Here is a 24097-nt window from a genome sequence, read left to right as displayed (position 1 = left end):
TTACTTATTGTATTATTTAGATAAATTTTTCACTGCTTCTTTTAAGAAGGCAGTTTTACTCCAAGCAGTACCACCTTGTGCCATTGGATCTACAACGTTTACAAATACTTTCTTTTCCTTCGCAGCATTCATACTTTGCCAAATTGGATTACTTTCAATTTCTTCTAACACTTTTGGATTTTTATTTTCACTTGCCTCATATTGTAAGAAAATATAATCTGGGTTAAGTTCAGCAAGTTTTTCAAATGAAATTTTCTCTTGTGCTTTTACAGTTTTCAATTGTTCTGGAGCAGTTAGTCCAAGATCTTTATAAATTACAGGGTTGAAGTATACTCCTTCTGGATATAGGAATAATTCGTTTGCTCTTAGTCTAATGACAAGTACTTTTTTATCTTTTAACTTATCTCCTAGTTTTGCTTTTGCTTTTTCAGCGTCTGAATTGTAGTCTTTAATAATTTTTTCTGCTTTATCTTTTTTACCAGTTAATTCTCCCATTAACTTTAAGTTATCTTCCCAATTTGTTGAAACGTGTGATACCGGGAATGTAGGAGCTACTTTCGTAAACTTTTCAGCTGTTTCTGCTGGGAATTTCGTACTTGATGTAATCACATCTGGTTTTAATTGTAGTAATGTTTCGAAATTGGGTTGCATTTTCTCACCAACAGATTTCGCACCTTCTAACTCTTTTTCCAGGTACTTTGGTAGTTTACCACCTACAGTAATGGCACCAACTGGTTTAATTCCAAGTACTGCCGCATCTTCCATTGACTCTAAACTAGCTGTCGCAATTTTATCTACTTTTGCTGGCACTGTATATTCTTTACCTAAATATGTAATTTTTCGTTTTTCATCTTTTTTCGTTTCCGTAGCTTTTGTCTGTTGTTTTTGCTCGCCTGAAGTTTTATCCGCACTATTACATGCCGCTAAACCTACACTTAAAACTGTAACCATCCCTAAAGTAAATAATTTCTTGTTCATCTTTATATGTCTCCTCTCAAATTTTCAAACTATATTCTCAATAGAATTTAACTATATGAATCTTATCCCATATATATATTTCATTAGATTAATAATTTTATCCAGAACTCATTCACGTTCACTTCCCCTAGACTATAATTCTTTTACGCCTTCATCACTTGATAATCTTTTTCACTGATAATGATTATCGTTACTAAGTATATATTTAATATGAAATTATTTCAAGAATGATTTGAAAAATTTTAACAAACTGAATTAAAAAAAGAAGTATCTCCCTAATATTAGGGAGATACTTCTTTTTTTAGAAATTTATATGCAATTCAACTGGACAATGGTCTGATCCCATCACTTCACTATTAATTTTCGCTTCTGTTATTTGGTCTTTCATTCTTTCCGAAACAACAAAATAATCTAAACGCCATCCGATATTTTTCGCTCTCGCGCCCATACGATACGACCACCACGAGTATGCACTTTCTTGATCAGGATAAAGGTAACGATATGTATCAGTAAATCCTTCTTCTAAAATACATGAAAATTTCTCTCGCTCCTCATCAGAGAATCCAGGATTTTTACGATTACTTTTTGGATTTTTCAAATCGATTTCTTTATGAGCAACATTTAAGTCTCCACAAAAAATAACTGGTTTTTTCTCATCTAATCGTTTGATATAGGACCTGAAATCATCTTCCCATTTCATTCTGTAATCTAATCGTTCTAATCCACGTTTTGAATTTGGTGTATATAACGTTATCATATAAAAATCTTCGAATTCTAAAGTAATAAGTCGCCCTTCTTGATCATGCTCTTCAATGTCTAAACCATATGTAACTGAAAGCGGTTCTTTTTTCGAAAAAATAGCAGTTCCTGAATATCCTTTTTTCACAGCATAATTCCAGTATGTATAATATCCCTCTAGATTTAAATCAATTTGCCCTTCTTGTAATTTAATCTCTTGTAGACAAAATATATCAGCACTTGATTCCTCGAGATATTCCAAGAATCCACCTTTTGCGATAACTGCTCGCAAACCATTTACATTCCATGAAATTAACTTCACTTTTAGCCCTCCTCTTGATGTTTATTTCCAAATTTCATGCTATCACAAAATAGAAAAACAATCATATTTTCACCTTTGTAATCTTGCTCTTACATTTATGAATACATACATACGCACTTTATTCAGGTTATACTAATTTCAGAGGTGATGTTCTTTGCATAATGAAGGAGTTATATTAACAAATGAGTATTGGCAAGCAATTATTCATAATGATTCTTCCTATGATAGCAAATTCTTTTATGCTGTGAAATCAACTGGAATTTTTTGCAGGCCATCATGCAAATCAAGAATACCGAATAGAAACAATGTACGAATTTTTCATCATGCAGAGCAAGCATTAAGCGAAAACTTTCGCCCGTGCAAACGTTGTAAGCCAAATGGGATCACTTTACCTAATGAAGAGTGGGTAGAACAAATTAAAGACTATATCGAAAAGCATTATGACGAATCCTTAACTCTCGACATGCTTGCGGAAATGTGTCACGGTAGCCCTTTTCATTTACAGCGTACTTTCAAAAGAATAATAGGGCTAACTCCTATAGAATATATACAACAATTCAGGGTTCTTAAAGCAACCAAATACCTTTTACACACAAATCAATCTATTAAAGAAATTAGTACTGCTGTCGGGATAGAAAACCCAGAGTATTTCGCAACTTTATTTAAAAAGAAAACCGGATTTACTCCTACTGAATATCGAAAAAAGAACGAAATGAAAGAGGGATACGATAATGAATTCCTACAAAAATAATTATATATATTGGACGCTACTTACACATAAAAATTGGCGATTTCATATTGCTGCAACTGAAAATGGACTATGTTTCATTGGATCACAAGACGAAAATTTTGAAGAATTAAATATATGGGCTAGAAAAAAACTGCCCCAACATATATTGATTCATAGTCCAGATTACTTGCAAATATATATGCAAGAAGTTATCGAGTATTTAGAAAACAAGCGAGAAACTTTTACATTTCCTATCGATGCTTATGGAACTAATTTTCAATTATCTGTTTGGAATACGGTACGTGAAATTCCTTATGGAAAGACATATTCTTATACAGAAATTGCTGAAAAAATTCAAAAACCTAAAGCTGTGCGCGCCGTTGCTTCTGCTATTGCTGCTAACCCTCTCCTTATTACTATTCCTTGTCACCGTGTTATTGGGAAGAATGGGAAACTAACCGGATTTAGGGGTGGATTAGAAATGAAGAAAAAATTGCTTACATTAGAAAAGTTATAGGTGGAATTCATATGACAGCAGAATATAATAGCGCATTATCTATAGCAGTTCCAAAAGAATTTTGTTTCCAAGAAAATTTACGTTATCTATCACGCTCTAACAATGAATGTATGTTTCATATTGAAGACAATAAAATTTATAAAGTTATCCCTGTTCAAGATGTAAATCCTTTAGTTGAAATTAGTTTGAATACTGATGGCAATATTCAAATACGTTTTTTAGGAGAGTTATATACTCATGAAAGATGGGTAAGCGATGCTGTAGCTAACTATGTAAAAGAATGGTTTGATTTAACTACTGATTTAGCTCCCTTTTATACATTAGCTAAACATGATTTACTCCTTCAAGGACCAATTGAACAATATTATGGCCTTCGTAATTTAGGTATTCCAGACTTATTTGAGGCACTTTCCTGGGGAATTATCGGTCAACAAATTAACTTAACATATGCTTATACGCTAAAAAGAAGATTAGTTGAGCAATTTGGCAGTTATGTAGAATGGGACGGTAGAAAGCATTGGATATTCCCATCACCTGAAACAATTGCAAATCTACATGTAGAAGATCTCCAACAATTAAAAATGACGACTAGAAAATGTGAATATTTAATCGGTATTGCGAAGCTTATTACAGAGAGAAAACTATCAAAAGAGGATTTACTGCAAACACAAGATGTAAAGGTTGCTGAGAAACAATTAACCGCTATCCATGGTATAGGACCATGGACTGCCAACTATGTTTTAATGCGTTGTTTAAGATTTCCTTCAGCTTTTCCAATTGATGATGTTGGTCTGCATAATGCAATTAAATTTATAACAGGTTCCGAAAATAAACCGACTAAAAATGAAATAAAAGGTTTCGCGGCAAACTGGGCTAATTGGGAGTCTTATGCGACTTTTTATTTGTGGCGAGTACTATATAAAAAAAACCAAGTAGCACATTCGTACTACTTGGTTCTTTTTTAAGCTTGCTCCTCAAAACGTCTTGCAATTTCCACAATAACTTGAACGGCTTTTTCCATAGTATCTACCGAAACATATTCAAATTTACCGTGATAATTTTCACCACCAGTGAAAATGTTCGGCGTCGGTAATCCCATATATGATAATTGTGAACCATCTGTGCCTCCGCGAATCGGATGAATATTTGGTTCAATGTCTAAACTTTTCATTGCTTCATATGCAATATCAACAATTTCTCTTACCGGTTCAATTTTTTCAAGCATGTTATAGTATTGATCGTTCATTTCTAAAACGACTGCATCTTCGCCATACTTTTCTTGCATAGTCTTCACAATATTTTTAACGTTATTTTTACGCGCCTCAAAATTTTCACGATCAAAGTCTCGAATAATATAATACGCTTTACTTTGCTCAACATCACCATTTAAAGAAAGTAAATGATAGAATCCTTCATAGCCTTCTGTATATTCTGGCGCCTCTTCTACTGGTAAATACCCGTTAAACTCCATAGCCAGTTTAGTAGCATTGCGCATTTTATTTTTCGCTGTTCCAGGATGTGTATTCGTTCCGTTAAACGTTAACTTAGCACCTGCAGCATTAAAACTTTCATACTCTAAACCACCTAATGGACCTCCATCCATCGTATAAGCGAATGATGCACCAAACGCTTCTACATCAAAATGCGCTGGCCCACGACCAATTTCTTCATCCGGTGTAAATGCTACTCTTATTTTCCCGTGCTTAATTTGCGGATTATGTATTAAATGGTTCATTGCAACCATAATTTCTGTAAGACCAGCTTTATCATCTGCTCCTAGAAGTGTTGTACCATCAGTTGTAATAATGGTATGTCCTTTATATGATGGTAATTCCGGGAACTGCTCTGGTGTTAACACAACATTTAGCTCTTCATTTAACGTAATTGCATTACCATCAAAATTTTCATGAATTTGTGGTTTGACGTTTTTCCCTGTAAAGTCTGTTGCTGTATCTAAATGGGCTAAAAATCCAATTACAGGAACATCCTTGTCCGTATTAGCTGGAAGTGTTGCCATTACATAGCCATTATCATCCATCGTTACTTCTGTTAAACCAATTTCTTTTAGCTCTTCCACTAATAACTTACCAAACTCAATTTGTCCTGGTGTTGTTGGTACTGTATGGCTTTCTTCATTTGATTGCGTATCAATTTTTACATATCTCGTAAATCTTTCAATAAGTTCTTGTTTCAAGTTCATTCACTCCCTTTTATGTTTCTCCCTCCATTATAATCCTTAAAACGAAATATTTTAACTTTTTTGACTGTGAAGATGTATATTTCATTTACATTGTTAACACTTTTAAACGCATGATAAAAAGACATAATATTTGTACATTAAGACCGTAACAGGTAACATACATAATTATAAAATATGGGAGGTTTTAAAGATGAGGCTAACTCTCTTTCGCTATTTTCTTTTTTTCTTAGGATTAATTTTCTTTGGCCTTGGAAACGCTCTCGCAGTCAAAGTTAAATTTCTCGGCTTGCACCCCTGGGAAGTTTTAAATATGGCTCTCTACCAAAAGTTTGGATGGACCATCGGTACGTGGAGTGTCATATGTGGGTTATGTCTCGTTCTAATATCTTTACTAGTAGATCGAAAATATATAAATGTGGGGACATTTTTGAATGCACTACTTATCGGTCCCATTATGGACTTTTTCTTACAATCAAACATGCTTCCAGAAGCTAGTAATTATTTATGGATAAACTTACTCATTTTATTTTCTGGTATTGCCATTACAGGTATCGGTGGAGGTATGTACGTTGCAGCTGGGATTGGCGCTGGACCCCGTGATGGATTCATGCTTACTATTTCAGACAAAACAGGACTTTCTATTAGCCGTGCTAGAATCATAGTAGAATGTATTGTACTAGTTATTGGATTTATGCTAGGAGGTCCTGTTTTCATCGTAACTTTTCTGTACACCTTTATTCAAAGTCCAATCTTTCAGCAATCATTTAAGATGTTTCAAACACTTTTACATACTTTACATGGCAAAAAGAAAATTAGTGAACATCTTTAAAGTACAGCTTAATACAAATAAATCCACCCTATTTACGACTCTCACCGTAAATAGGGTGTTTCTGTTTTTATCTCGCAATTTAAGAATATATACTACTCATTTACAATAAAAGTATATACATCATCATAAATACAGCCATTTACTTTAATCACATACTTCCCAGGTTTATTAAAACTAATTGTGTATTTATTTAACTGAATTGCTTCTTTATCTCCAGAAAGAATATCAATACTTCTGCCACTTAATACATACAATTCATTTAGATTCATCGTTACATCAATTGTATTGAAATTTTCTACTTTCACTTGCTGTGCTTCCGCAACGCTTACACTTGGTTCTAAAAACAGTAGTCCACTTAATCCAATCGTCCCCGCTAAAGCAACTCCCGCAAACTTTTTAATCTGTTTCATTACAATGACCTCCTTATAGATTTTGCGTAAAGGCAATGTCTCCCTTACACCACAAAGCCTATATGTAATGAAATGAAAAGTAAACGGGGACTGTAAGACAAAATTCTACATCTTTTTCTCCTATTGAATATAAATCCAACGTTTGGAGTTTTGACACATTTAAAATTGTTTCCCTAAACCAATTTCTCCATAATTTATTCAAAGACTGAATAATTACTTATTGATTTAACATTCTAAAAATAGTTGATAAAGATGCTTTCTATTCAAAAAAAAGACTTTGCTATAAAAGTAACTTTTACAACAAAATCCATGCAACTAATTTTATTCCTCTTTCCATAATCTCTCTACATTCATTAATTGTTCTTCTTTAAACTCCATCTTATATATATCCGGTTTTGACGTATTCATTAAAAATTCAAAACCATATTGTTTATCAAAATAGTTCATCATTAATGTCATGACAAGCCCATGTGTACCAATTACAATTTTGCATCCTTGAAAATCCATTAAGATTTCTTTTAATACTTTCACTACTCTTCTCTGGCAATCTGCATATGACTCTCCTTCCGTTCGTGCAAAGTCCGGATTAGAGAACATCTTCTGTACAAGTGGATACACCTCTTTGTCTGATATAACCTGATCCTCACTTGAAAACATACACTCTTTAAGATTTTCATATACTACTATTTCTTTTTCATGGAAATTAGCTGACTCCTCTATCGTTAGCATAGCCCGATTATAAGGACTTGAAATAAAAGTATCAATCCTCTCCGCTTTTAATATGTCAGTTACTCTACGGGCATCCATATGTCCCCTCTCAGTTAACCCGCGCATTCTTTCATTTCCTTCTAGTTTTGGTGATTCACCATGTCTAACCATATAAATATATGTGCTCATAATTTCTCCTTAAAATTTTTTATAAAGTGAAACTTTAATTAGCCCTTACTAATCGGGCTTTTACAGGAAAATAGCGAGATAAGTTAATAAATCACGTTCATTTATCCCATTTCAACACTTAGGCGTAATACTAAAATACTTTATAAACTGTGCTGATTTGTTCGTCTAATCCATTCTCCTACTAAACTCTCAAATAATTCAGGCTGCTCAATTTGCAAATTATGCCCTGCCATATCTAACACTGCTAATGTTGCCCTTGGATATTCTTCAATAATTTCTATAATATTTTGATAACCTACTGATATATCTTGTCTTCCAGTCAGTAAAAGAACGGGATTTTCATATTTTTCACGCTGAAAATCCATAGTAAGAGAGTAATTCTTTTGCAACCTTTCAATAAATTCATCATTAGCAACATCTAACCCAGGCTTAATTTCTTCTTTAAATCGCTTATATGTATATTCATTTGCTATTACAGCTAACTCACAAAATTCCTCTCTTTCTGTGGAAGTGAGCGTATTTAAAAATTCCTCATCTTGTACAATTACCTGTTTATCTGGAAGAATCCTTTTTTCTGGCTCCGCTACAACAACAGGACATACTAATAGTAATCCGCTAACTCTCTCAAACATCTTTGCAAGTATACCTTTAGCTAAATAGCCTCCATATGATTCTCCTACCAATAAAAATTTTTCAGTAGAAATGATTTCCTCAATAAATGTGATAAGCACTTCTACTATACGATCTGAACTATTTATCCAATTTGGAGCATTCGATTTTCCCATTCCAGGTAAATCAATATATATTCGCTTATAACCTTCATATTTCTGAAATACTGATTCCATACATTTCATCATTAACCTATGGTCAGGGGCGCAGCCATGTATGATAATGACCGGTTTACCCTCTCCCACAATTTCATAGTATATTTCTGCATCTTTAATTCGATATATCATAAAAAAGCCTCCCTATTTAGTGGCAATACTATTCCACTCTGTAAGAATACACGTTCTTATTTTATATCCTTTCTCAACATTTTCACAAATGTTAATTTTCAGATTAAAAAATAAAAAGTTCCCCAAAAAAGGATACTCATCATTTTATATGCAATTTTGCATCTCCACTTACAAATCACTAAAAAAACTTTACAATTCAAAGGATGACTAAATATACAATTTCTATTTAAAGTCTTGATGCAGTCTATACTATCAACCGCAATATTTTTTAAACCTTAAGAATACTTACACTCTTTAACACTTTCCTTATAAACATGATTTTTATAAGGAAATCTGATACAATTCTTAAATAATATTATTATGTATAGATATAACGAACATAGTGCATAATTAAAGAAGGTGATTTCATTGAAATTAAATAAAAATTTACAATTATGTATATTAATCGGAACATTAATATGCTATTCAATCTATTTTATATTTTTCTATCTGTTCCCTACTCATTTTTCAAATTCAGATGTACGCTTCGCTTCACTTGTCGTTGAAGCCATTACATTTGTATCACTGATTTACTCTATATATTCTAAAAAAGTCAGTTCAAATCCGTTTTGGATATGTATTACAATAGCAATTGGTAGTTTTTTATTAGGGAAAATAGTATATACATATCAAGATAGCTTCTTCGAAATTCCAATACATCGTTTTACGGTTTCTGATGTATTTTATATGTTTTTTCTATTTTTCTGTCTTATCGCTTTCTGCTATAAAATCTTAAAGGAATGCAATAAATGGGAAAAAGCGTTCTTTATTTGTGATATATGCATAGTGCTTACTTCCATATTTACATTAGAATGGTATTTATTTAATCAACCAAATTTAAATATATTCGCTCTTTCACTAGGAGATGTTTTCCTTTCATTTTTATACCCAATTGCAGATTTATTATTTCTACTACTAGGTGTTAGTCTCTTTTTCCGTCCAACAATTTTTAATTCCAAACGGAAAATTTATATCTTTATTTTTGTATTAATAAGTTCTGCAACTTTTAACTATATTTATTTTTACTTAAATAACCACTTATCAACTGAAACGATAATATTATTACGTCTTTTATATAGAATACCTATATTACTTATTGCAATAGCTGGCTCTATTTCAGAAGATCATAATAGCCATAAAAATTATTTCCTTGTAAACCCTATAATAGGAAAAAAAGCTTTAGTTGTATTTCCCTATCTTGCTGTTGCAATACTAATCGGGTTTACATTAAAAGAACAAACATCATCTTCAACTCTCATTACAGGAAATTGTATTACTTTTATTTTCGTACTCATTCGTCATTCTATCGTACGTATGCAAAACAATTCCTTAACAAAACGTTTGCAGGCATTTAATGCCCAACTAGAAGAAAAAGTTACTTTACGGACGTCTGATTTAGTTCATAAATCAGAGGCTCTTTCTCAAAAACAGCAAAAGTTTAAATCATTATATGAATATCATCCTGACCCTATCTTCACCATTGATTTAAATGGAATATTCTTAAATGTAAATAAGGCTGGGAGTGTACTACTTGGGGCACCAACAGATGAGTTACTAGGTGAAACTTGTTTTTCGATCATTTTAGATGAAGATAAGCATAAGCTAGCAATGGCATTAGAAAAAGTGAAACAACAAGAATCGGCATTCTTACAACTTAGTTCTCAATATAAAGATGGCTTTACTTATTTTTTATACGTTACAATCATTCCTATTATAATAGACGGACAAATTTCAGGAAGCTATATTATGGTGAAAGATATTACTGCACTAAAAAAACAGCAAGAAGAAATAAAATATTTAGCATTCCATGACACTGTAACGAAAATTGGGAACCGTGCCTTTTTCCATAAGAAATTAAAGAGAGTTATAAAAAATGCTAAAATAACAGAAAGCGAGTTTGCATTATTATATTTAGATTTAGATCGCTTTAAAGCAATTAACGATACACTTGGACATTCATCAGGAGATTACATATTAGAAGAAGTAGCAAAGCGATTCCAATCATGTCTTCCATCACATACTCATCTTTCAAGAATCGGTGGCGATGAATTTACAATCATAATTGAAAACTATACTGACGAAGATTACTTATTCCAATTATGTAACCAATTATTTAAATGCATGAAAAAGTCATTTATCATACATGAGCATAAATTAACTTTATCACTGAGTATCGGCATCGCTATTTATCCACATTCCGGAATCGATACCGCTACACTTCTAAAAAACGCTAATGTTGCAATGTATGATGCAAAAGCAAAAGAACTTAACTCTGTATCTATTTATGACGATGTAATCGCTAAAAAAATTGAAAGACGATTGCGATTAGAAAAAGATTTACCAAACGCACTACAAAATGAAGAATTGTTCCTTTTGTATCAACCTCAAGTTGATAGTGAATCTAATAAAATTATCGGTGCAGAAGCTTTAATTAGGTGGAATCATCCTGAATTAGGTATTATTTCTCCATACGAGTTTATTCCGATTGCAGAAGAAACACTACAAATTATTTCAATAGGTAAATGGACATTAGAGCAGGCTTGCAAGCAAATGAAACGTTGGCACGCACTCGGATATTCACATTTAAAAATAGGTGTGAATTTATCTGCTAAGGAATTTGAACAAGAGGATTTTGTAAAATCTATTTCTTCTACTTTAACAAATACAGGTTTACCAGCAAGCTCTCTTGATCTTGAATTAACAGAGCGAATTGCAATGATGGATGAGCGAGAAACATTGATAAAACTGCGTACACTAAAAAGTTTAGGGATTCACATTTCTATCGACGATTTTGGTACAGGTTATTCTTCGCTAGCCTACTTACCTTTGTATCCAATTGATACGTTAAAAATCCCGAGAGAATTTATTACAATGTCTGAAACATGTGATGATGGAATGGAAATTATTAAAACGATCATCACATTAGCAAATACATTAGGAATGTCTGTCATTGCTGAAGGTGTAGAAACGAAAGAGCACGTAAATTTCCTTCAAAAAAATAAATGTCAGTTTATTCAAGGTTATTATTACAGTAAACCTATTCATATTCATGCATTTACTGAGCTATTAGAAAATGGCATTCACCGATAGTACATAGCTAATTGGAATAAATAATAATGAATTGGAACAAATATAGTAAAAAGGAAAGAAGATACCTTCTTTCCTTTTTACTATTTACATTTCTATTACTTCACCACTTCATTTATTATATCTATTAATTGATGAATCCCCTCATCATTTGTTTTCTTATATCCATTCATGTTTTGAATATATTTATCCTTATTTGTATACAACTTATTTACTGCATGTATAAATGTATTCGTACTTACTCTGTCTTGGAGTATAACTTCCGCATATCCTTGCTGTGAAAAATATTCAGCATTTAAAACTTGATCTCCTCTACTGGAACTGTTAGTTAACGGGATAAGCAACATCGGTTTCTTCAAAAATAACAATTCAGAAATAGCAGTAGAACCCGCTCTTGAAACTACAACACTTGCCATATTTAGTATATGCGGCAACTCATCGCCTATATATTCAAATTGCATATACCCCTCCTTGCCAATAGATGGGTCTACCTTCCCTTTACCACATATATGAATAATATTAAAGTTTAATAGTATTGTATCTAAACATTTCCTTACCATATCATTTATCCACTTAGCACCTTGACTCCCACCCATAATTAATAATACTGGTTTATCTTGCTGAAATTCACAATATCTTCTTCCTCGTAATACGTTACCCTTCTCAATTTCTTCCCTTACAATTGGTCCTACATAAACCTTCTTCTCATTATTTACATTTTCTCCTGTCTGAGGAAATGTTGTGCATAGCTTTGTAGCAAAAGGTAATGCTATTTTATTGGCAAGCCCTAATGTGCTATCTGGTTCACGTATAATTATAGGCACACGATTTAACCATGCTCCTATAGCTACAGGAACTGAAACAAATCCTCCTGCTGAAAAGATAACGTCAGGCTTTGTTTTCTTAATTAAATTATAACTTTGTAAACAACCGCGTATAATTTTAAAAGGATCTTTAAAATTCTCCCAATCCCAATATCTCCTAAGCTTTCCCGTTGAAACACTATTGTATTTAACATTTTGCACTAATGATTTTTCAATTCCATTTTTAGATCCAATATACTCGACTCTCCATCCTTTCTCTATAAATTTAGGAATTAATACAATATTAATCATAACGTGTCCGGCTGTACCGCCCCCAGTAAAAAGAATCGTTTTGCTCATAACTTATACCCACCTTTATTATTAAAAATCTAGCTTTATATTTACCTTTTAAATGTAAATGAACTTATTATTTTTTATATAAATCTTTAACTCCACCTCTATATCTTTTAAAAGATCGTTAATGAGTTCATAAAAATCATTTCCATACTCACTACACTCATATTGAGCAAAGATTTGAATCACATACCTAGTTTCCGTCTCTAATGCTGACTTTATTCGATTGACCCTTTTTTCTTCTACATACGCTTGATATTTATGTATTGCCTCATAAATAAGCAATACATGCGCTTCTTCATCTCTCCAGTCCAGCGTATCAACAATTGAAAGAAATAGCGTATTTTGATTATCTATTACTTCATAACCATTCATATATTTCTTACACCCTTTTTTGTTTTTCATTGCATGCAGATGTCACTACACTTCGCATACTCAAGTACATCTTTTAATGATTGATGAAATTCAATTTCTGGGATCCAACCTAACTTTTTTATTTCCTCTGTTGCTAAACTCTCATTTGAGTCGCTCCCACTTTTCTCTGTTTCCTCTATAAAAAAATTTAGCTGTGTTAATTCTTTATATTGTTCTAGTACATCTAATAAAGATCGTTTTACTCCTGATCCGATATTATATTGTTTTCCATTTATTCCATCTCGTAATAACACATGATACGCTTTGACCGCATCACGTACATCTAGAAAATCTCTACTATCTTTCAAACTGTTTACTTCGATAATAGCCTTACTTCTACCTGATTCTATATCTATCATTTTCTTTGCGAGAATCGAACAAATACCATTCGATACCCCTGGACCAATTAAATTTGAGGGCTTTGCAATGATAATATTTGAATCCATTAATCCTCCCCAAGCCTCTGCAATAATGACTTGCATCGTTTTACTTAAACTATATGGATTCGAAATTTTTATTTCGTTCATACTATTTGCTTGCAAAGCAGATCCTATAACTAATGTTCTACAATGCGAGGCTTCTTGCTTAATTGCTTCTAATAAATATAACGTTCCTATTACATTAATCTCTATATATTCAAGGGCAGCTGTCCAAGATTCTATGACCGAATTCCTTCCTGCTAAATGCAATACGTAGTCTGGCTTTATTTGTTTCATTACCTTCATTACTTCGCTCTTATTAGTTAAATTACAAGTAATACCATTTTTAATTTTTTCTCTATGTGCACGATTTTGAAACATAGGAATTACATGAAAGCCCTGCTCTAAAAAATAGTGGCAAGCATGGCGTCCTGTGAAACCATTTGCACCAGTTATTAAAAGGATCGCATTTTTTTTCATCGCAAAAATCCTCCTTTTAATAGCATTTGTTTCACCTCATGTTTTTCAAGTAAGTCTTGTTGAGAACTAAAACTCTTCACATCCACTAGAGGATAGCTAGAATAATATTCTTGAAGTCCTTCTATAGGAATAGTCGGTAGTACCACAAAATAATTTTGATCAAAACTTATACTTGTTTTACTCTCTACCTCAGATAGAAGCATTTCACTTAATTTTTCACCCGGTCTTATCCCTACCTCTTTTACCTTAACTTTTTCTTTTCCAGAATATTCAATTAATACTTCTGCTAAATCTGTTATTTTACATGCCGGCATTTTCATAACAAAGATTTCCCCGCCTCTACCTTGAGATACGGCTTTAAATAACAATCCAACAGCATCCTCAACTGTTAAGAAAAATCTAGTCATATTCGCATCGGTAATCCCTACTTCTGAAGATTTTTTAATTTGTTGTTTAAAAAGTGGTACTACACTTCCACTCGTTCCTAAAACATTTCCACCACGAACACAAATGAATTTTGTTTTCTTCGTTTGTATATTCGCATGAACCATTAATTTTTCACCAATTGCTTTTGTCATCCCATACGTATTTGATGGATCAGCTGCTTTATCCGTTGAAACATATATAACTTTTTCAACTTGCATCTGTATAGAGGCTTCAATTACATTTTGCGTACCATGTATATTTGTTTTTATAGCTTCATAAGGATAATACTCACATACTGGAACATGTTTTAAAGCTGCCAGATGGAACACATAATGTACACCTTGGCAAGCATAGACTAGTTGATCTTTATCACGAATATCTCCAATAATAAATTTTAACCTATCATCATTTATAAACTGTTGCTGCATTTCAAACTGAACCGTTTCATTTCTTGAAAAAATTCTAATTTCTTTCGGTGATTTTTCTAATAGTTGTTTTATAAGTTCATGCCCCCACGAACCTGTCCCACCAGTAATTAAAATTATTTTATTTAACATTCTTTTTCCTCCTACGAAACATCTCAATTTAAATAATATTTATTGAATTATTTTCAATTGATTCAAATCATAATCGTCGTTTGTTACATTTAATTGACAAAATAAAAAAACAGAAACTATTAAACGTAGTTTCTGTTTTTCATTTCATCTCACAACAGTAAGATTTTCTATACGGTTTTCATGATAAATAAATTCCTTGTAAAAAACACCGCTCATTTATTTCTTATACTCGTAATAAAATAAATAGAATGATTCATAGCCAATAATCATGTTTAAATTTATGAAAAAGGGAGGTAACGGAATGGACCGAAGCAATTCAAATCATACATATAACGGACCTTCCAAAGCACTGCCTCTCTCCCTATTCGACGTAAAAAATGAATTGAAACAAAAAAGCAAACTTATTCCTTCTGGCACCATGTATAAATTAACGAAAGAAGAACAACTCATCATCAACAAAATAAAAATACAAACAGAACAGCTAAATAAAAATAATGTTACAAGAACACGCGCATACTACCAATTTTACATTCAATATCCAGAAATACATTGGGCACTGCTTGGGCATATGGTATCACGTAACGGTGGTTGGAATATGACTGATTTAAAGGGCGATTTATATACGAGAATTTTATCAGAGAAAGATCAATTCATATTTTTTTCTTTTTTAGAAAGAGGGAATTGGCTTATTTTCCAAGATGTATACCCTCAATTTTTACTTTACGAACAAAGTGTAAAGAGATCACAAAAGTTATTTCACCTTCTCCCTCACCTAAATGTTTCTACATTTATGGAAACGATGTGGAACCATTTTTGGAAAACAGGTAACAAAAAAACTTTAGCAATTGCAACTATTATTAATGAACAAAACTACTTAGAAAAAAGAGTGATTCAAAATGTACAATTTAAAAAGACTGTACTAAATAGTATTGGATTTAAACTCTTTGATTTCTTTCAGTTTAATCATATCCTTTTCCCATTCTACGAAAATGATAAGAAACAAAAAGTATTACTATTTGGTGATACAATGAAACATTTCACTTCCTTACATGAACGGATATTAATTGGAAAAAGATTGTACTCATTATTATTTCGAGATACACATGTTTTATCTCAAATAATAAGCTGGGCTCAACACCATCCACATACAGGATCTAGGAAAGATTACTGGCCCCATTTATTTTCAAGTGTAAATGAATCTTTTTCCCGTGAGTTTTATAAGCGCCGAATAAAGAAATGCCAGTTACGAAATGGCGCTTATCGCATATACAGCCCTGCACTCATCTATGCATGGCGAGATATGAAGCATGAAGCAGTTGACAGTGAAGATTGGTTTACCGATTGGCAAGTTGTAAATTACTTAGTTGATAAGGAGGAAAATATAAATGGACAAATTACAGAAGACTACTGCAAAACACTCGAAAAAATTGAACTCGCCATTCTCGCAAAGAAAAATGTCCTCCTCCGAGAAGAAGAATGAGTTTCTAGCATTAGTAGTTACAATCTTTCTCTCTTCTATTATTGGAACTTGCTTAGATGCCTTTTTTGTTCATAAACAAATATATTCTTTTCCGGCTAGGCCCTTCTCATCCACATTTTCGGTGAATATAGCTTTTACATTGTTCGTACTGCCGATTTTAACAGTTATCTTTATACACATTTCAAAAAAATTATCTAAAGTTTCTAGAATTTTATTTATTATTTCAATCGGTATTTGTGCTAGCCTTTTTGAACAGATTGCTGAAAGTTTAGGTTTATTTGTACATAGTGCGAATTGGAACCATACATATTCTTTATTTGGTTATATGATTTTTCATTCTTTTATTTGGAACGTATATAATTGGATAAAAAAATAAAGAGACCATTATAGGTCTCTTCTTAAGCATACTCTTCCGTTATTACTAATGGTGCCAATGTTTGAAGGCTTTTAGAGCGTAAACGATAGGCAACGACTTTCTTCTTATATTGCTTAATGACATCAACATGTTCCTCATAGCTATATAGCGAAAATCTAATCTCTTTATTCCCTTTCTTCGTGTTAATAACGATCGGTGTTCCTTCTCCGTGCGGCGGGAAATAATGTTTATCTAAAAACAAAGCCTCATTAAATTCATGAATAACTTGTAGTTTCATTTCTCCCTCTATATTTTTTCCATCTATCGATATAGAAGTATTTTCCACCTCAAGCTTTTGATGCAATTCAAATTTACTAATAATTGATTCTACAACAGAAGTGGGCATGCTAGAAACTAATACTTTAATAGCTCCAAAAACAAATAATGTAACTATAAACCATGTTGTCATTGTTATCATCTCCATTACATTTAAAAAATAAATTTCGTTCCATACTTATTAGTATACTAATAAGTATTCCAGTTACAATCATCGTTACCGAACCGATAGTCGCTTCTTTCTCGCCTTCTTTCACTAAACGACTCACACCGATAATATGTGATGCACAGCCCATTCCAACTCCTTTTCCAATCGTACTTGTTATACGGAAAAACTTAAGTACTGTTGGTCCCATAATAGCGCCTGTTATTCCTGCAACAACTACAAAACTAGAAGTCATAGATGGAATACCACCAATTTGATCCGCTATTGAAAGGGCAATTGGCATTGTCGCTACCTGTGGTAAAGTAGTTAATATAAGTTCCTTATCTATATTTAAAATTCCGCCAATCACTACATTCATGCTCGTTACAGCCACTATACCTATCACTACTCCGATTAGTATCGATGAAAAATTTTTCATCAGTATCTTTCGCTCTTTAAATAGAGGTATGGCCAATGCTACAATTGCAGGGCTCAATAAGCTTGAAAGAATGTTTCCCCCATTTTCCCTATACTCATGATGAGAAATACCAAAAATCAAAAATAAACAAATCATAATTGCCGTAACTGTTAACACTGGTAACGTAAATGCAAACGTAATTTTTTTATATAGCTTTGTCGCCAAGAAATAAATTGCTACAGTAATAATAATTAAGACCATTTGAATCGTGCACCTTGTCGATTTTATTTTTTTGATGTGACTAATAATTGACTTATATACCCTGAAACAATCAAAGTTACTACAGTACTTGCAACTACTAAAAGGAATATAATACTTCCCTTACTGAAAAGAAAAGACCCGTATTCCATGAGCCCTGTTGTCGAAGGGATTAAAAATAACGGTAAAAATACGATTAACTTTTCCGAACCTAACTCAAACCATTTTAACGGTAAAACGCGAGTGGAAAGGAGCAGGAACAGTATTAACATCCCTATTAAATTCCCCGGTATTGATAGATGGAATATTTCCTGAATCCACGTACCCACTAGGCTAAATACATATAGCACGCCTACTTGAAGTAAAAGCGTCACGTACTTCATTTCTTTCCCTCATTTCACTATCACACATCCATATTATGAAATCTCATTTAGCGTGTCGGCAAACCGTTTAATTCCAAGTTGAATTTGTTCTATATTCGCTCTACCAAACGTAAATCGTATATATTCATTTTTCGAACCTAAAACACTGCCCGGAACAAATGCGACACCATTCCGTATAGATTCACCTAATAAGTGATATTCATCAAATTTTCCTGTTACTTTACACCATACATGTATTCCACCCTCTGGCACGAAACATTCAACTCGTTCTCCCAATGTTCCTTCAAGCTCTGCAATTAATTCATCTCTTCTTTGCTTCAATTGTCCACGAAGTATCGTAATATGTGTATGGAAATCCTTTGATTCTAAAAATTGATTTGCTACCCACTGCGTAAATACACTATGGCCAAAATCAACTTGTTGCTTTGCATCTGCTAAACGCTCAATTACGCGTGTAGGACCAATTATCCATCCAATACGTAATCCTGATGCAACAATTTTTGATAATGAACTTATATAAAGAACATTTCCATTTTGGTCCATTGATTTTAATGTCGGGTTCACTTCTCCATTAAAAGAAATTAAACTATACGGATCATCTTCTACAATTGGTATACCGAACTCAGAAGACAGTTCTAAAATTTTTTTACGTCTCGCTAATGAAAGCACAGTACCCGTTGGATTTTGATAATCTGGATTCAAAAACACCATACGAATGCGATGCTTTTTGTGCAAATCGATTAAGTCATCTGGATTCATTCCATCCTTATCAACAGGTAAATGAAATATGTTTAAACCGGCCGATTTAAACATTGGGAGCGAAAAACAATACGAAGGATCTTCAATCGCAATCGCATCACCAGGTTTTAATAAACATTGAACGATAAGATTAAGCGCCTGTTGTGCTCCTGACGTAATAAGAATAGAGCTTGAATCTGCTTCAATTTGTTTATATTGCTGAACATGTGCTGCAATTGTTTTTCTCAACATCTCATTTCCAAGTGGATGGTCATAACCGAGGTTTTCCATAAATGTTTTCTCCGACAAAATTGTTCGAAATCTATCACTTGGAATTAATTCTGGTGACAGTTCACCGCTTGCTAAATTAATTAAATCATCTTTTTGTGTTTCCGTTCGAATTTGTTGAACGAGTGGTACGTTAGGTAAGAACGATCCATCCTCCACGTACCTACCCCAGTTCGGTATTCGTTTATGTAAGACACCCCATATGTCCGTATTGACCCGTGTTCCGCTTCCCTTTTGTCGTTCTACTACTCCAAGTGATTTTAATTCTTCATACGCAGCTACTATTGTACTCCGGTTCACCTGTAATTCCTTTGCTAACATACGCTCAGAAGGTAACTTACTATCAGAAGGTAATTCTCCTGAAGAAATGCCTCTTTCAATATAATCCGCGATTTGTTTATATACAGGTGTCTTATCTGCACGATTTGGTTTCCATTCCATATAGTTGCTCCCTCTCAAAACAAACTAATCTCAATTTATTACTAACAGTATTTACTCTAAAAATAGTATTAATTAGTCACATCTTCTTATCCGCAAATAGATATATCCAAAATGGCTCTCTTTCTGATTACTCGATACCTTCTAAAATTCCAACTTCATACTCTCATTTCAGTTCTTTTACAAACTATCAGATCATTACCGCATACCATGTTACCCCAAGCAGTAGAACAAAAAGAAGAAGAATATAGATTGCAGATAAGTTTTTCACATTTCTTTTTGTAGACTTACCATAATTATCCTCCACGTTTCTTGCAACTAGTACAGTCCCAAATAGCGATACAATTACAATAATAACGACTAGTGAAATTGCAAAACTCATTGTCTTTTCACCTCTCTAAGCCCCATCTATTTTAATTAAAGAACTTACATAAAAACCTTCCTCTTTAAAACGTTGATAACATACTACCTTTCTTCTCTTATCATAATAGATGTTTGTAAAAAGCGGACCAACCACTTTCGTGTTTTTTTGCTCATCCACTTTAAAAATAAAAAGCAACTGATCACTTAGGATCAGTTGCTTTTTTCACACGATAATTTTTCATTTAAAATTAATTCGATTTAAAAGTTTAGTCTTTTCATAATGAAACATCGACTGAGATAACTCGAAAATTGTTCCATTTACAAGATACACTGTATTTTCAATAAGAAGCGCCGGATCACCTTCATTTAATTCTAAAAGCTGTGCATTTTCTTTATTTACTTTTTCACAACTAATAACTTTATCAGCAAAACCAATATTTAATCGTAAATCTTCAATGAAATAACTGTATACAGAGCTTAATGCTATTTCTTCGTTCAAATATGGAATAATATCCTTTTTGAAATAACTTACTTCAATAGAGAACGGCTTAGCATCTACAATTCTTAAGCGCTTCAAAAAATACAACCTAGTTCCAGCTTCGCATTGCATTCGCTTTGCTATTTCTTCGTCCGCATCTATTACTTCAAGCTCTAACACTTTCGTTTCAATATTTTGTGAAACAAGATTTTTCGTTAATCCACGTAAACTTCCTAAATTAATGTAATCTGTTACAGAAGTTTCGCGTAAAAACATACCACTACCTTGTACTTGAAAAATATAACCTCTATTCACAAGCTGACTAATTACTTTACGTATCGTATTACGGCTTACTTCAAATCGATTCATCAACGCTTCTTCTGTAGGTAGTTTTTTCGTTTCATTAAAAAGCCCATCTCGAATGTTTTGCTCTAACATATCTGCAATTTGTTTATACTTTGCACTCATACACTTTCTCCTAAAATACTCTTTTATCTGTTATAACTCTTCCCCTCTCGTTTCGATCACATGTTTATACCAATGAAACGAAAGTTTCTTCTTACGTTTTAAGTTATCATTATGATCGACAAAAATAAAGCCATATTGCTTTTTATATCCATTTAACCAACTTAAAAGATCAATCACTGACCATGCATAATAACCTTTTAAATTAATTCCCTCTTCAATTGCACGCTTCATTACTTTTAAATGCGCTTCAATAAATTTAATTCTCGGAACATCTACAATTTCTCCGTCAATGATTGGATCTTCATCACCAAGTCCATTTTCCGTTACATACATCTTTATGTCACCGTAACGCGCTTTCAACATATGCAATCCCTCTAAGAAACCTTCGGGAGATATTTCCCATCCCCATTTTGTATATGTTTTATCATCCATTTTAACTGTTCGATAAAAACCATCAAAAGAAGGATTACCTGGAGCAAGCGTTGAGTTTTCTCGAGAATGTTCCTCACTCTTTATATCCATATCGTATCTTTCTACTCGTATTGGTTGATAATAATTCAAACCAATAAAATCATTTTCTTCTGCATTTTGTTTAATAATTTCTAATTCTTCAACCGTCCAATTAGGAGTCCACCCTTTTTCCTTTAATTGTTGTACAACATAAGACGGATACTCACCTTTTAAAACTGGATCATAATACCAATACGTTTCATATTCATTCGCATGATTTGCTGCTTGTATATTTTCTTTTTGGTTATCCACACTATAAGCAGGTAAGAAAACATGTGTAATCCCAATCTCACCATATTGTTTCAGCTGCTTATATACCGCAACTGTTTTCGCATGTGCATAAAATACATAATGAGTCGCTTGAAAATACTTTGGAACATCATTTTGTATTCCTGGTGGATGTGCACCTTTTAAATAACCTAGTCCACAAAACATTACTGTCTCATTAAAAGTAATCCAATGCTTAACTCTGTCACCAAATGCCTTAAAACAAGTTTCTGCATATTTTACGAAAGCCTCTGCTGTTCTTTTATTCGTCCATCCACCATCTTTTTCTAACGGTAATGGTAAATCCCAATGATATAAAGTGACAAACGGTACAATCCCGTATTTTAAACATTCATCAATTAAGTTGTTATAAAATTCAATCCCTTTTTCATTTACCTCTCCATCTCCAGTCGGCAATATTCTTGCCCAAGAAATAGAAAAACGATACGATTCTAATCCCATCTCAGCCATTAAGCGAACATCTTCCTTATATCGATGATAATGATCAACAGCTACATCACCATTTGTTCCATTGTATGTTTTGCCAGGAACTTTTGAAAACTCGTCCCAATTCGTAACACCTTTTCCATCTTCATTCCATGCACCTTCTACTTGATAAGAAGCTGAAGCAGCTCCGAATAAAAAATCATGTGGAAACTTCATAGTATATACCTCCATTTCATTACAACAAATTAAATTTAATGATACATTTATAATTTATTGGTACAAATTTTATATGTATGATTATATCTTATGTTTTTATTTTTTTCTATTATAAAAGTACAATTTATATTGTTGGTTATTGGAAAATAAAAAGAAGCGATATATTTTATCGCTTCTTACTCTCATCATCTTTATTCTTTTATTAATGACTTATTCGCTCTTATAACTTCTTGATACAATAATGGTGACCACTTTTCATTTATATAGTCTTGAATTACCCAGCCCACTCTCAAAGGATTCTTTTGTTTTATATAGTTTGCAATTTCAGGATTTATATAAGAGGCATAGTAATATGGACTATTCCATGCTGTACCACCAGAAGACAAGCTTGTAAAATTTATATATAGATGATTTAAATCCTCACTATTGTTCATCGTTTCATTCATCGTATCTTTAATAGATTTTACTTTCTCATCATAACTCACTTTATATTTATCTTGTACTGTTACATTTACATTTTGATTTACAGTTGTGGTAAACGTCTCATTATCTGGCCAATAAAAATTATTATATCCTCCAGATTCATTACTACCACTATATCTTTTTAGTAGTACAATTTTCCCACGAGCATCTCCAAGTTTTATATTTCCTTCTGTTTTTAAAAAGATAGGATCAACAAAATAATTTTTTTCAAACGTACTACTAAATGGACCTTCTGCCCCTTTCATATCCTCATACTCTTTTTTTAAAGACATAATAATCGTTTCACTCGGGTTATCTCTTAAAAATTGTTTCGCTTCGTTTATGAATTCATGCAGTGTTACATAAAGATATAATGGCCCATGATGAAGAACTATCGTATTATCATCTGTTAAACGTCCTCTTATATCAAAAATGCGAGCTCCATGGTCCATTTGATAGCGAAAATCATATTCTTGCGTCATTCCCCATACTTGCTTAATCGGATTTTGCAACTTGAACGTCCCACTATCGTGTGTTCCTGGAATTGAAATTCGTGCTAACGGGATACTATCAGGTATAGGTTGCATCCATTTTGATAAATTTTCAAGCTCATTAACAGAGCTAGCTGCAACTACTCTCTTATCATGTAAAGCAAATACAAATGTGATAAATATTGTACTACATATGAATAATTTCAAAATTAACTTCTTATTGCTCATTATTATCCCTCTCTTTTTCTGTTTTTACATCAAACTTATTGAATATAATATAAGCTAGTTCAGAAAAAATAAATAACATTTCATCAATATGAAATATTGCATAGAAGTAAAGTTAAAAAATCATTCACATATACTAAATTAGAAAAATTTAAAGGAACTTCATCTGAAGTTC

The 24097-nt window shown here is 32.6% G+C and carries 24 protein-coding genes and 1 pseudogene; 7 read left to right on the top strand and 18 right to left on the bottom strand.

What is annotated here, in order from left to right; translation table 11 throughout:
* Positions 1–12: 12 nt before the first annotated feature.
* Together ACTFRY_RS05900 and ACTFRY_RS05895 are read right to left on the bottom strand one after the other, a co-directional pair.
* On the bottom strand, positions 13–978 hold the full coding sequence (locus ACTFRY_RS05900; RefSeq protein WP_001035506.1) for an iron-hydroxamate ABC transporter substrate-binding protein: 966 nt from the start codon (positions 976–978) through the stop codon (positions 13–15).
* Between the two features lie 301 nt (positions 979–1279).
* A complete protein-coding gene (locus ACTFRY_RS05895) occupies positions 1280–2038 on the bottom strand; it encodes an exodeoxyribonuclease III (RefSeq protein WP_000767617.1) in 759 nt (252 codons plus the stop codon).
* Between the two features lie 154 nt (positions 2039–2192).
* Between ACTFRY_RS05895 and ACTFRY_RS05890 the strand changes: the two genes are divergently transcribed.
* Genes ACTFRY_RS05890 through ACTFRY_RS05880 form a run of 3 tightly spaced genes read left to right on the top strand, consistent with a single transcriptional unit; the run spans position 2193 to position 4250 of the window.
* Entirely contained in the window at positions 2193–2789 is a 597-nt protein-coding gene (locus ACTFRY_RS05890; protein ID WP_000551300.1) for a bifunctional transcriptional activator/DNA repair enzyme AdaA, read from the top strand.
* On the top strand, positions 2770–3285 hold the full coding sequence (locus ACTFRY_RS05885) for a methylated-DNA--[protein]-cysteine S-methyltransferase (RefSeq protein WP_098616348.1): 516 nt from the start codon (positions 2770–2772) through the stop codon (positions 3283–3285). Before ACTFRY_RS05890 ends, ACTFRY_RS05885 begins: the two co-directional genes overlap by 20 nt.
* Positions 3286–3296: 11 nt before the next feature.
* Complete coding sequence (locus ACTFRY_RS05880) at positions 3297–4250, top strand: DNA-3-methyladenine glycosylase 2 (RefSeq protein WP_098616347.1); 954 nt, start codon at positions 3297–3299, stop codon at positions 4248–4250.
* Here ACTFRY_RS05880 and pepT read toward each other — a convergent pair.
* A complete protein-coding gene (pepT, locus tag ACTFRY_RS05875; RefSeq protein WP_000807014.1) occupies positions 4247–5479 on the bottom strand; it encodes a peptidase T in 1233 nt (410 codons plus the stop codon). The two genes, ACTFRY_RS05880 and pepT, sit on opposite strands and share 4 nt — an antisense overlap.
* Before the next feature lie 196 nt (positions 5480–5675).
* Between pepT and ACTFRY_RS05870 the strand changes: the two genes are divergently transcribed.
* Entirely contained in the window at positions 5676–6314 is a 639-nt protein-coding gene (locus tag ACTFRY_RS05870) for a YczE/YyaS/YitT family protein (protein ID WP_001241259.1), read from the top strand.
* A gap of 92 nt (positions 6315–6406) precedes the next feature.
* Here the strand turns inward: ACTFRY_RS05870 and ACTFRY_RS05865 are convergent, their stop codons facing one another.
* From ACTFRY_RS05865 to ACTFRY_RS05855, 3 genes are all read right to left on the bottom strand, one after another.
* On the bottom strand, positions 6407–6724 hold the full coding sequence (locus tag ACTFRY_RS05865; RefSeq protein WP_000809495.1) for a hypothetical protein: 318 nt from the start codon (positions 6722–6724) through the stop codon (positions 6407–6409).
* A 321-nt stretch (positions 6725–7045) separates the two neighbouring features.
* Positions 7046–7621: a histidine phosphatase family protein gene (locus ACTFRY_RS05860; protein WP_000109178.1), complete on the bottom strand. Its 576-nt coding sequence runs from the start codon at positions 7619–7621 to the stop codon at positions 7046–7048.
* A 140-nt stretch (positions 7622–7761) separates the two neighbouring features.
* The gene (locus ACTFRY_RS05855; protein WP_000640332.1) at positions 7762–8577 is read right to left on the bottom strand and encodes an alpha/beta fold hydrolase; all 816 of its coding nucleotides are present in this window, start codon (positions 8575–8577) and stop codon (positions 7762–7764) included.
* Positions 8578–8985: 408 nt separating this feature from the next.
* Between ACTFRY_RS05855 and ACTFRY_RS05850 the strand changes: the two genes are divergently transcribed.
* Positions 8986–11706 (top strand): bifunctional diguanylate cyclase/phosphodiesterase, encoded by a 2721-nt coding sequence (locus tag ACTFRY_RS05850; protein WP_000773536.1) that lies wholly within the window; start codon positions 8986–8988, stop codon positions 11704–11706.
* A gap of 95 nt (positions 11707–11801) precedes the next feature.
* On the opposite strand, the gene ACTFRY_RS05845 is transcribed toward ACTFRY_RS05850, so the two are convergent.
* From ACTFRY_RS05845 to ACTFRY_RS05830, 4 genes are read right to left on the bottom strand one after another with little or no spacing between them, the layout of a single operon-like run.
* A complete protein-coding gene (locus ACTFRY_RS05845; protein WP_098616346.1) occupies positions 11802–12866 on the bottom strand; it encodes an undecaprenyldiphospho-muramoylpentapeptide beta-N-acetylglucosaminyltransferase in 1065 nt (354 codons plus the stop codon).
* A gap of 48 nt (positions 12867–12914) precedes the next feature.
* On the bottom strand, positions 12915–13265 hold the full coding sequence (locus ACTFRY_RS05840; RefSeq protein ID WP_002098140.1) for a DUF6572 domain-containing protein: 351 nt from the start codon (positions 13263–13265) through the stop codon (positions 12915–12917).
* The gene (locus ACTFRY_RS05835; protein WP_000739017.1) at positions 13262–14173 is read right to left on the bottom strand and encodes an NAD-dependent epimerase/dehydratase family protein; all 912 of its coding nucleotides are present in this window, start codon (positions 14171–14173) and stop codon (positions 13262–13264) included. Before ACTFRY_RS05835 ends, ACTFRY_RS05840 begins: the two co-directional genes overlap by 4 nt.
* Positions 14170–15156, bottom strand: coding sequence for a UDP-N-acetylglucosamine 4,6-dehydratase family protein (locus ACTFRY_RS05830; RefSeq protein WP_000932588.1), 987 nt, complete (start codon positions 15154–15156; stop codon positions 14170–14172). Before ACTFRY_RS05830 ends, ACTFRY_RS05835 begins: the two co-directional genes overlap by 4 nt.
* Before the next feature lie 301 nt (positions 15157–15457).
* On the opposite strand from ACTFRY_RS05830, the gene ACTFRY_RS05825 reads away from it, so the two are divergent.
* Entirely contained in the window at positions 15458–16636 is a 1179-nt protein-coding gene (locus ACTFRY_RS05825; RefSeq protein ID WP_016118506.1) for a DUF2515 domain-containing protein, read from the top strand.
* Positions 16611–17012 (top strand): CBO0543 family protein, encoded by a 402-nt coding sequence (locus tag ACTFRY_RS05820; RefSeq protein WP_033683151.1) that lies wholly within the window; start codon positions 16611–16613, stop codon positions 17010–17012. Before ACTFRY_RS05825 ends, ACTFRY_RS05820 begins: the two co-directional genes overlap by 26 nt.
* A 22-nt stretch (positions 17013–17034) precedes the next feature.
* On the opposite strand, the gene ACTFRY_RS05815 is transcribed toward ACTFRY_RS05820, so the two are convergent.
* From ACTFRY_RS05815 to plcA, 8 genes and pseudogenes are all read right to left on the bottom strand, one after another.
* Positions 17035–17460 (bottom strand): YfmQ family protein, encoded by a 426-nt coding sequence (locus ACTFRY_RS05815; protein WP_044796957.1) that lies wholly within the window; start codon positions 17458–17460, stop codon positions 17035–17037.
* Between the two features lie 20 nt (positions 17461–17480).
* Positions 17481–18151, bottom strand: a pseudogene (locus ACTFRY_RS05810) (LrgB family protein).
* Positions 18152–18174: 23 nt separating this feature from the next.
* Positions 18175–18531, bottom strand: coding sequence for a CidA/LrgA family holin-like protein (locus ACTFRY_RS05805; protein WP_000878485.1), 357 nt, complete (start codon positions 18529–18531; stop codon positions 18175–18177).
* A gap of 33 nt (positions 18532–18564) precedes the next feature.
* Positions 18565–19998 (bottom strand): MocR-like pyridoxine biosynthesis transcription factor PdxR, encoded by a 1434-nt coding sequence (pdxR, locus tag ACTFRY_RS05800; RefSeq protein ID WP_044796952.1) that lies wholly within the window; start codon positions 19996–19998, stop codon positions 18565–18567.
* A 187-nt stretch (positions 19999–20185) separates the two neighbouring features.
* Positions 20186–20377: a hypothetical protein gene (locus ACTFRY_RS05795; protein ID WP_000006452.1), complete on the bottom strand. Its 192-nt coding sequence runs from the start codon at positions 20375–20377 to the stop codon at positions 20186–20188.
* Positions 20378–20596: 219 nt separating this feature from the next.
* A complete protein-coding gene (locus ACTFRY_RS05790; RefSeq protein WP_001274901.1) occupies positions 20597–21304 on the bottom strand; it encodes a GntR family transcriptional regulator in 708 nt (235 codons plus the stop codon).
* A gap of 30 nt (positions 21305–21334) precedes the next feature.
* The gene (locus tag ACTFRY_RS05785; protein WP_000671637.1) at positions 21335–22744 is read right to left on the bottom strand and encodes a glycoside hydrolase family 1 protein; all 1410 of its coding nucleotides are present in this window, start codon (positions 22742–22744) and stop codon (positions 21335–21337) included.
* Positions 22745–22935: 191 nt separating this feature from the next.
* The gene (gene plcA / locus ACTFRY_RS05780) at positions 22936–23925 is read right to left on the bottom strand and encodes a phosphatidylinositol diacylglycerol-lyase (protein WP_000066294.1); all 990 of its coding nucleotides are present in this window, start codon (positions 23923–23925) and stop codon (positions 22936–22938) included.
* Between the last annotated feature and the right edge of the window lie 172 nt (positions 23926–24097).

Origin of the sequence: Bacillus cereus group sp. MYBK195-1, from assembly GCF_051916605.1 — a bacterium.
GTDB lineage: Bacteria > Bacillota > Bacilli > Bacillales > Bacillaceae_G > Bacillus_A > Bacillus_A cereus.
Note: the sequence above shows the minus strand (reverse complement) of the source record. Positions and strands in the feature narration are given on the sequence as shown.

Excerpts from the sequence above, each read along its gene's own strand:
- ACTFRY_RS05815 (WP_044796957.1), bottom strand. The coding sequence starts at position 17,460 with ATGACAACATGGTTTATAGTTACATTATTTGTTTTTGGAGCTATTAAA.
- ACTFRY_RS05840 (WP_002098140.1), bottom strand. The coding sequence starts at position 13,265 with ATGAAAAACAAAAAAGGGTGTAAGAAATATATGAATGGTTATGAAGTA.
- ACTFRY_RS05790 (WP_001274901.1), bottom strand. The coding sequence starts at position 21,304 with ATGAGTGCAAAGTATAAACAAATTGCAGATATGTTAGAGCAAAACATT.
- ACTFRY_RS05785 (WP_000671637.1), bottom strand. The coding sequence starts at position 22,744 with ATGAAGTTTCCACATGATTTTTTATTCGGAGCTGCTTCAGCTTCTTAT.
- ACTFRY_RS05835 (WP_000739017.1), bottom strand. The coding sequence starts at position 14,173 with ATGAAAAAAAATGCGATCCTTTTAATAACTGGTGCAAATGGTTTCACA.
- ACTFRY_RS05845 (WP_098616346.1), bottom strand. The coding sequence starts at position 12,866 with ATGAGCAAAACGATTCTTTTTACTGGGGGCGGTACAGCCGGACACGTT.
- plcA (WP_000066294.1), bottom strand. The coding sequence starts at position 23,925 with ATGAGCAATAAGAAGTTAATTTTGAAATTATTCATATGTAGTACAATA.
- ACTFRY_RS05830 (WP_000932588.1), bottom strand. The coding sequence starts at position 15,156 with ATGTTAAATAAAATAATTTTAATTACTGGTGGGACAGGTTCGTGGGGG.
- ACTFRY_RS05865 (WP_000809495.1), bottom strand. The coding sequence starts at position 6,724 with ATGAAACAGATTAAAAAGTTTGCGGGAGTTGCTTTAGCGGGGACGATT.
- ACTFRY_RS05880 (WP_098616347.1), top strand. The coding sequence starts at position 3,297 with ATGACAGCAGAATATAATAGCGCATTATCTATAGCAGTTCCAAAAGAA.
- pdxR (WP_044796952.1), bottom strand. The coding sequence starts at position 19,998 with ATGGAATGGAAACCAAATCGTGCAGATAAGACACCTGTATATAAACAA.
- ACTFRY_RS05860 (WP_000109178.1), bottom strand. The coding sequence starts at position 7,621 with ATGAGCACATATATTTATATGGTTAGACATGGTGAATCACCAAAACTA.
- ACTFRY_RS05870 (WP_001241259.1), top strand. The coding sequence starts at position 5,676 with ATGAGGCTAACTCTCTTTCGCTATTTTCTTTTTTTCTTAGGATTAATT.
- ACTFRY_RS05805 (WP_000878485.1), bottom strand. The coding sequence starts at position 18,531 with ATGAAGTACGTGACGCTTTTACTTCAAGTAGGCGTGCTATATGTATTT.
- ACTFRY_RS05885 (WP_098616348.1), top strand. The coding sequence starts at position 2,770 with ATGAATTCCTACAAAAATAATTATATATATTGGACGCTACTTACACAT.
- ACTFRY_RS05820 (WP_033683151.1), top strand. The coding sequence starts at position 16,611 with ATGTCCTCCTCCGAGAAGAAGAATGAGTTTCTAGCATTAGTAGTTACA.
- ACTFRY_RS05825 (WP_016118506.1), top strand. The coding sequence starts at position 15,458 with ATGGACCGAAGCAATTCAAATCATACATATAACGGACCTTCCAAAGCA.
- ACTFRY_RS05795 (WP_000006452.1), bottom strand. The coding sequence starts at position 20,377 with ATGAGTTTTGCAATTTCACTAGTCGTTATTATTGTAATTGTATCGCTA.
- ACTFRY_RS05855 (WP_000640332.1), bottom strand. The coding sequence starts at position 8,577 with ATGATATATCGAATTAAAGATGCAGAAATATACTATGAAATTGTGGGA.
- ACTFRY_RS05900 (WP_001035506.1), bottom strand. The coding sequence starts at position 978 with ATGAACAAGAAATTATTTACTTTAGGGATGGTTACAGTTTTAAGTGTA.